The sequence below is a fragment of the Bradyrhizobium sp. P5_C12 genome (assembly GCF_054049735.1).
The window spans coordinates 94,818-102,543 of the sequence record NZ_JBFULU010000027.1 but is presented as its reverse complement, the minus strand read 5'-3'; the positions used below and the strand labels follow the sequence as shown (position 1 = coordinate 102,543).

7 protein-coding genes are annotated in these 7,726 nt (G+C 66.2%); 5 read left to right on the top strand and 2 right to left on the bottom strand.

Annotation, left to right across the window (positions count from 1 at the left end; genetic code table 11):
- From fliJ to ACXJMY_RS23425, 5 genes are all read left to right on the top strand, one after another.
- Nucleotides 1–295: flagellar export protein FliJ (fliJ, locus tag ACXJMY_RS23445; protein ID WP_456621717.1), on the top strand; the 295-nt coding region annotated here is incomplete at its 5' end.
- A 178-nt stretch (nt 296–473) separates the two neighbouring features.
- Nucleotides 474–1,019 (top strand): sigma-70 family RNA polymerase sigma factor, encoded by a 546-nt coding sequence (locus tag ACXJMY_RS23440; RefSeq protein ID WP_456621716.1) that lies wholly within the window; start codon nt 474–476, stop codon nt 1,017–1,019.
- Nucleotides 1,020–1,041: 22 nt separating this feature from the next.
- A complete protein-coding gene (locus tag ACXJMY_RS23435) occupies nt 1,042–2,079 on the top strand; it encodes an anti-sigma factor domain-containing protein (protein ID WP_456621715.1) in 1,038 nt (345 codons plus the stop codon).
- A gap of 258 nt (nt 2,080–2,337) precedes the next feature.
- Nucleotides 2,338–3,297, top strand: a complete 960-nt coding sequence (locus ACXJMY_RS23430) for an AraC family transcriptional regulator (protein ID WP_456621714.1) — start codon at nt 2,338–2,340, stop codon at nt 3,295–3,297.
- Nucleotides 3,298–3,425: 128 nt separating this feature from the next.
- Nucleotides 3,426–4,643, top strand: coding sequence for an NAD(P)/FAD-dependent oxidoreductase (locus ACXJMY_RS23425; protein ID WP_456621713.1), 1,218 nt, complete (start codon nt 3,426–3,428; stop codon nt 4,641–4,643).
- A gap of 306 nt (nt 4,644–4,949) precedes the next feature.
- On the opposite strand, the gene ACXJMY_RS23420 is transcribed toward ACXJMY_RS23425, so the two are convergent.
- A complete protein-coding gene (locus ACXJMY_RS23420) occupies nt 4,950–5,150 on the bottom strand; it encodes a hypothetical protein (RefSeq protein ID WP_456621712.1) in 201 nt (66 codons plus the stop codon).
- Nucleotides 5,151–5,444: 294 nt separating this feature from the next.
- Complete coding sequence (gene flhA, locus ACXJMY_RS23415) at nt 5,445–7,586, bottom strand: flagellar biosynthesis protein FlhA (RefSeq protein ID WP_456621711.1); 2,142 nt, start codon at nt 7,584–7,586, stop codon at nt 5,445–5,447.
- Nucleotides 7,587–7,726 lie beyond the last annotated feature (140 nt).

The following is a 7,726-nucleotide window of genomic DNA, read 5'->3' as shown; positions in this document are numbered from 1 at the left end:
GATCCAGACCGAGCAGGACCGCGCCGGGATCAACGATCCCTCGCATTTTGCCTATCCGACCTACGCCAAGGCCGCCATCCAGCGCCGCGAGAACCTGACCCGCTCGGCCGACGAACTGAAGGGCCAGCTCGAGGAAGCCAAGGCTGCGCTCGGCGAAGCCTTCGAGGAGCTCAAGAAGGTCGAGCTCCTGGACGAGCGCGACCAGGCCCGTGAACGCGCCGAGGAAAGCGCCCGCGAGCAGGCCGATCTCGACAGCATCGGCCTGATGCGTGCCCGCATGGGTGCCATCGCCTAAGGCAGCCACGGCCAAACCGCCGAGAATTTGCGAACCCGGACCCGCAAGGTCCGGGTTTTCGTCTTTGCTGTCCACAGCGTGGCGCCCCGCCCCTTGGAGGCGGGCTTTGCCACGCGCTATGGTAGCGGAGTGCCAGGGTCCGCGCCGGATGCGACGGGGCCGCGCGTTGGGGGGCTGAATGCTGACGCCAGCAGAGCTGGTCGGGCTGATCGAGGCGGTGGCGAGGGGCGATCAGGCCGCCTTCGAGCGGCTTTACATCGCCACGCGCGCGAAACTCTATGGCGTCGTGCTCCGTATCTTGCGCCGACAGGATCTCGCGGAGGAGGTCATTCAGGAGACCTATGTCAAGATCTGGAACAGCGCCGGCCAGTTCAATCCGGCGCTGTCATCTCCGATCACGTGGATGGCATCCATCGCGCGCAACCGCGCCATCGACATCGTGCGCAAGAAGACGGAAGTCTCCATCGAGGAAGAGCCCCAGGCGATGGAAGTCGCCGCCGACAGTCCCGATCCGCTGGCGCGCCGGGAAATGTCCGAGGAGTTGAAGCGGCTCCTGGAATGCATCGGCCGGCTCGAGCCGGACCGTCAGAGGCTCGTGCTTCTCGCCTATTACAACGGCTGGAGCCGCGACCAGCTGGCCGAGAAATTCGCCGCGCCCGTCAATACGGTGAAGACGTGGCTTCGGCGCAGCATGTTGGATATCCGGGAGTGCCTCGGACTATGAAGGTGGTTTTGGACTGCAATTGATGGCCTACACGGAGGACCATATCGCGCTCGCCGCGGAATATGCGCTCGGCACACTCGATGCCGGTGAGCGCGCGCAGGTCGAGACCATGATGGCGGTGGACAAGGAGTTCGCCGCCATCGTGCAGGCCTGGGCATTCCGGCTCGGCGTCCTCAACCAGATGGTGGGCTCGGTCGAGCCGCGGCCGATCGTGTGGGAGAACATCAGGTCCGAGCTCGCGCGGACGGCCTTCGCGCAGGAGCCGCCCGCGCTGTCCGAAGCCTCGCCGCCGCTACCTCCGCCTGTCACGGAAGCATCCTCGCCGGAGGTCCCCTCGCAGGACGCTTCATCGGAAGCGGTGTCGCCGGCGGAGCCGCAGCGGCCCGAACCGGATGCCATTCCGGACGTCGTGCCGATCTTCATGCCGCAGGTCCATGCGCCCGATCCGGACGTCGCGCGCGCGCCGCCGGCGCCGGTCGTGGACAACACCAATGTGATCCGGCTCGAGGGCCGCGTGAAGCGCTGGCGCTCGATCGCATCTGCCGTCGGCGCGCTTGCGGCCGCGCTGCTGGTGACGCTGTCGCTTCAGATCCTGCAGCCCGATGCGCTTCCGGGTGCGCTGCGACCGGCACCGCGGATCCAGACGGTCGAGGTGAAGGCTCCGTCCACGCCGCTTGCTGCCTCCGCGCAATATGTCGCGCTGTTGCAGGGGCAGGGCGGCGGCCCCGCCTTCATCCTCACCATCGACGGTGCCACGCGGAATTTCACGGTGCGCAAGGTCGGCGCGACGCCGGAGCCCGGCAAGAGTTTCGAGCTCTGGCTGATCTCCGACAAGCTGCCGCGTCCGCGCTCGCTCGGCGTGATCGGCGCCGGCGATTTCACCGCGCGTCCGGTGCTCGGCGCCTACGATGCCGACGTCGTCAACGGCGCGACCTACGCCGTCACCGTCGAGCAGGCCGGCGGTTCGCCGAGCGGCCAGCCGACCTCGGCACCGGTGTTTTCCGGCAAGCTGATCGAGACCGTGCCGCCGTCGCAGCCGCAGGCGCCGCCGAAGAAGTAGGCTGCGTCGTAGCCCGGATGGAGCGCAGCGCAATCCGGGACCTTCGTGCCACTTGGTGAGAACCCCGGATTGCGCTTCGCTCCATCCGGGCTACAAGGGCGCACACTCCTGTCGCCACGGTCCAGTCCGCCGTCGCATCCCGACAAGTCTCGCCAAATCTGCCCCCGATTTGAACCTCTCCGCAATTCGCGGCGTCAAATGCCCGGAATTTGCAATCGACACCGCCGATCATGGTGCCGGAGAGGGGCGAGAAGTCAGATGGATGCAGCGAAGACGCCGGGCATCTTCATTCACCAATATGCGGGGCTGCCGCATGGTCCGGCTTTCGAACATTGGCGCGACAGGGCCTTCGGTTCCTGCGGCCTCGATATCGGGCCGAGCCATGGCGACAGCATCGACTGCCGGCTCCAGATCAGCGTGGTCGACAATATCGCGCTCGCCATTCCCGAAGGCGCTTCCGCGCAATATTCGCGCACGCAGAGCCACCTTGCCGATGGCAGCGACGATCTCGTCCTGCTCGCTGCACATGCGGGCATTGTCCGCGTCGGACAGAACGGCCATACCGTCGAGCTCGCACCCGCGCAGATGGTGCTCGTCGACATGAGCATCACCGGCACCGTCGGACACACCGACGCGGATCGCTTCACCACCATCCGCATGCCGCGCCGCGCGCTGCTCGACATCAATCCGCGCGCTGAGGACAAGCTGGCGCAGGTTCTCTCCGACGGTGCGGTGGCCGAGACCATTTTTCGCTATCACGCGCTCGCCGCCAATCACGCGCCACATCTCGACGCTGTCGGTCAGCGCCTGACCGCGCAGCACATGGTCGATCTCGTCGGCCTCCTGCTCGGCACCGATGCCGAGCATGCAAGCCTGGCGCGCGGGCGCGGACATGCGGCAGCGCGTCTCGATCTCATGCGCGCCGACGTGATGGCCGCGCTCGGCCGCAACGATCTCTGCCTGTCCGAAGTTGCCACGCGTTCCGGCCTGAGCCCGCGCCAGGCGCAGCGCCTGTTCGAGCAGGCCGGCACGACCTTCACCGAATTCGTGCTGGAGCAGCGGTTGCTGCTGGCGCGGAAGCTGCTTGGCGATCCCCGCGCCAGGGCGCGCAAGATCAGCGACATCGCGCATTCGTCGGGCTTCTCCGACCTGTCCTATTTCAACCGCGCCTTCCGCAAGCGCTTTGGCGCGACGCCGTCGGAGCAGCGCGAGGCCTGAGCCGCTCGCGATTTCGTCTTGCGATCGGTGCTGCCGCAGTTGGTCCGTCCGGCCAAATGAGCTATACCTGTCCGCGGGCAGACAGCTCGATCGCTTATCGATCCCTCGAGACAACGCAGTCAACGGACATGGCGCGTATCGTCGTGCTCGGCGCCGGATTTGCAGGCCTGTGGGCGGCCATCGGCGCCGCGCGCAAGCGCGACGAGATCGGCGCAGCCGGTGACATCGACATTCACCTCGTCGACCGCAATCCCTATCACAACATCCGCGTGCGCAATTACGAGGTCGATCTCGGCGAGGTCGCGCTTCCGCTTCCGCAATTGCTCGATCCGATCGGAGTGAGCCATGGCCTCGGTGAGGTCGAGGCGATCGATCCGGTCCGGCGCGAAATATCGCTGGTCACGAGTGCCGGCGACGAGATGATGGCTTATGACCGGCTCGTGCTTGCGCTCGGCAGCGAGGTGATGCGTCCCGCCATTCCGGGCCTCGCCGACCATGCCTTCGATGTCGACACCTATGTCGCGGCGCTCCGCCTTGAGGACCATCTCGCCTCGCTCGGACGCAGCGCGCCGTCGCCCGGACGTTCGACGGTCGTGGTGGTCGGCGCCGGCTTTACCGGCATCGAGGTCGCGGCCGAGATGCCCGACAGGCTGGCGCGTGCGGGCATCACCGGCAGCCGCCGCATCATCCTGGTCGATCCCAATCCCGCGGTCGGCGCGACCATCGGCGCGCACGCGCGCCCGGTGATCGAGACGGCGCTGTCCTCGCTCGACGTCGAGACGCGGCTCGGCGTCCGCGTGGTGTCGGTCGAGGCTGCCGGCATTCGCCTGAGTTCGGGCGAGTTCATCCACACGCAGACAGTGATCTGGTGCGCCGGCATGCGCGCGAGCCCGCTCGCGGCGAGTTTTCCGGGCGAGCGCGATCGCTTCGGGCGCCTGCTGGTCGATCCGTTCATGCGTGTTGCGGATCTGCCCGGCGTGTTCGCGGCCGGCGACGTTGCGTCCAGCGTGGTCGACGGACTGCATCCCACCGTGATGTCGTGCCAGTTCGCCCGCCCGATGGGCCGCTTCGCCGGCCACAATGTGGTGGCCGATCTCGCCGGCCTGCCGATGCTGCCGCTGCGGATCGACTGGTATGTGACCGTGCTCGATCTCGGCGATTGGGGCGCGCTCTACACGGAAGGATGGGATCGGGAGGTGCGGACCACTGGGGCAGCCGCGAAGGCGACCAAGCAGACCATCAACCGCAAGCGGATCTATCCGCCGCTGACCGGCAGCAAGGCCGAGTTGTTCGCCGCGGCCGCGCCGACGGTGCAGGCGCCGCCGCCGACCTATGGGGCGCGGTGAATGCCCTGCCGTCGTCCTGGCGAAAGCCAGGACCCATTACCCCTGGAAGTAGTTTGGCGAAGACTCGTTGTGCAGAATTGCAACCTCGCCCTCTCGAGAGACCTCGCGGTATGGGTCCTGGCTTTCGCCAGGACGACACCGAGAATGCGGTCCCACCATCTACCCAACCCCAGACATGAGAAAGCGCCCGTGGGGGGCGGGCGCTTTCTGTAGTCGACTTGGGGTTGGGGTCGTCTACATATCCACGTGGCGACTTTGGGGGGCTGGTAAAGAGCCGCGTGAATTCAAAAAACTCGTCAGATCTCCTTAGCGAACGAGGGACGCGTTCGAGCTGGTGATAGCGACCGGCTTGCCGGCTTTGATGACGCGTGCGGTCTGGGTCAAGCCTTCATCCGAACCCGAGCGCGCGCTGATTCCGAAGCCCGCCACCGCGATCCCGGCCACGAGCGCAACGACCACAATCTTCAGGTGGGTCGAGCGATCCGCGCTGTAAATCGAGTGGTTCATGGAAGGCTCCTGCCGCCATCTACCCGAAGTAGTCGCCGCCCTGTTCAGGCAGGTTCATGCTTCCGGTGCCCAACAACCTAGTATTGGGGGGATTYGTTCCCAAGGGGCGATCACAAGAGCGTGAAAGGACGTGAAGAGTCGCGATCAAAAGCGACCCTTGATCGTGTGATTTTATAATTATTTCAAAGATGTAATGTGCTTGTAAGGCGCCTCATCCGGATTTGGTCGACAAGGCGCCAGGAACTCAAAAACCATTTGCCTGTGGCCGAAAAACACACGGCTTCTTAAGGCAAATCAGACGCTTCCGACCGTTTTCAACCTCGCTCTAGGGTGGATTTCAGCCTGCGACAGCACCGTGGTCTGGGCGCGGAACCGCTCGACCAGCGAGCGCACGAACGGACGAATTGCCGCAGACGTGACCAGCACCGGCGCCTCGCCTTCGCGGGCGGCGCGCTCGAACGCCTCGCGCACCGCGGTCATGAACTCCGACAGTTTCGAGGGCTGCATGGCGAGGCTGCGCTCCTCGCCCTGGCCGACGATGGATTCGGCAAAGGCCTGCTCCCACCGCGCCGACAGCGCGATCAGCGGCAGATAGCCGTTGTACGAGGTGTTTTGCGCGCAGATCTGCCGCGCCAGCCGGGCCCGGACGTGCTCGACCATCGTCGCGGGATTGCGCGAGAAGGCCAGCGAATCCGCGATGCCTTCGAGAATGGTCGAGAGGTCGCGGATCGAGATGCGTTCGGCGAGCAAATGCTGCAGCACGCGCTGGATGCCGGAGACGGTGACCTGCGCCGGCACGATGTCCTTGACCAGCTCGCCCTGCTCCTTCGGCAGCTCCTTGAGCAGCTTCTGCACTTCACCATAGGACAACAGGTCCGACATGTTGGCCTTGAGCAGCTCGGTGAGGTGGGTGGAGAGCACGGTCGCGGCGTCGACGACGGTGTAGCCCTTGAGCGAGGCCTCCTCCTTGAGGCTGGCGTCAACCCAGGTCGCGGGCAGGCCGAAGGTCGGCTCGGTGGTGTGGATGCCGGGCACCTGCACTTGGCTGCCGCCGGGGTCCATGACCATGAACTGGTTTGGCCAGATCTTGCCGGTGCCGGCGTCGACCTCCTTGATCTTGATGATGTAGGTGTTGGCCTCGAGCTGGACGTTGTCGAGGATGCGCACCGACGGCATCACAAAGCCCATCTCGATCGCCAGCGAGCGGCGCAGCGCCTTGATCTGCTCGGTGAGGCGGTCGGTGCCGTCGGGGCCGTTGACGAGCGGCAGCAGCGCGTAGCCGAGCTCGATCTTGAGGTCGTCGATCTTGAGCGCCGCCGAGATCGGCTCCTCGGATGCGGCGGCTCCCGCCGCGCCGGGCGTTCCCGGTGCGGGCGCGGCCTTGGCGACTTCGTCGGCCTTGGCGGTCGCACGGTTGCGGTTGCGCGCCGACCAGGCCAGCGCGCCGGCGCCGGCGCCGAGCGCGAGGAAGGGGAGGGTCGGAATGCCCGGCAGCGCCGCCAGCACCAGCATGACCGCTGAGGACATCGCCAGCGCCTGCGGATAGCCGGAGAACTGCTTCATCAGCGCCTTGTCGGCCGCACCCGAAACGCCCGCCTTGGAGACGAGCAGGCCGGCCGCGGTCGAGACGATCAGCGCCGGTACCTGGGTGACGAGGCCGTCACCGACGGTCAGCAGCGTGTAGCTGCGACCGGCATCGGCAAAGGACAGGCCCTGCTGTGCGACGCCGATGATCATGCCGCCCACGACGTTGATGAAGACGATCAGGAGGCCGGCGATGGCGTCGCCGCGGACGAACTTGGAGGCACCGTCCATGGCGCCGAAGAAGCCGCTCTCGTCCTCCAGCTCCTTGCGCCGTTCCTTGGCGACCTTCTCGTCGATCAGGCCGGCGGAGAGATCGGCGTCGATCGCCATCTGCTTGCCGGGCATGGCATCGAGGTGGAAACGCGCGGCGACTTCGGCGATGCGGCCCGAACCCTTGGTGATGACCACGAAGTTGACGATGATCAGGATGGCGAAGACGATGATGCCGATGACGAAATTGCCGCCCATCACGAAGCTGCCGAAGGCCTCGATGACGTGACCGGCGGCATCCGTGCCCTCGTGCCCGTGCGACAGGATCAGGCGGGTCGAGGCCATGTTGAGCGACAGGCGCAGCATGGTCGAGATCAGCAGGATGGTCGGGAAGGCCGAGAATTCCAGCGGCGCCTGGATGAACAACGACGTCATCAGGATCAGGATCGAGAGCGTGATCGAGATCGCCAGGAACAGGTCCAGCACGATCGCGGGCAGCGGCAGGATCAGCACCACCAGGATGGTGAGGACGCCGAGCGCCAGCGCGATGTCGCCGCGCCTGAGGATGTTGCCGATCTCGGTGAGGGTGGGGAAGCCGGCATTTGTGCCGCCTACGCCCTGTCCCGCGGTGACGTCGACCATGGTAGCTGCCTCCCCGCGCGACTGCCGGCCGCGCGCCCCAAATGTCTGCGCGGCGGCCGAGGGGCCGCCGTTCCGAAAGTGAGGCACCGCACTGGCGTCCACGGGGGACCTCCCGTTCTACGCGGCTGACGACACTCGAC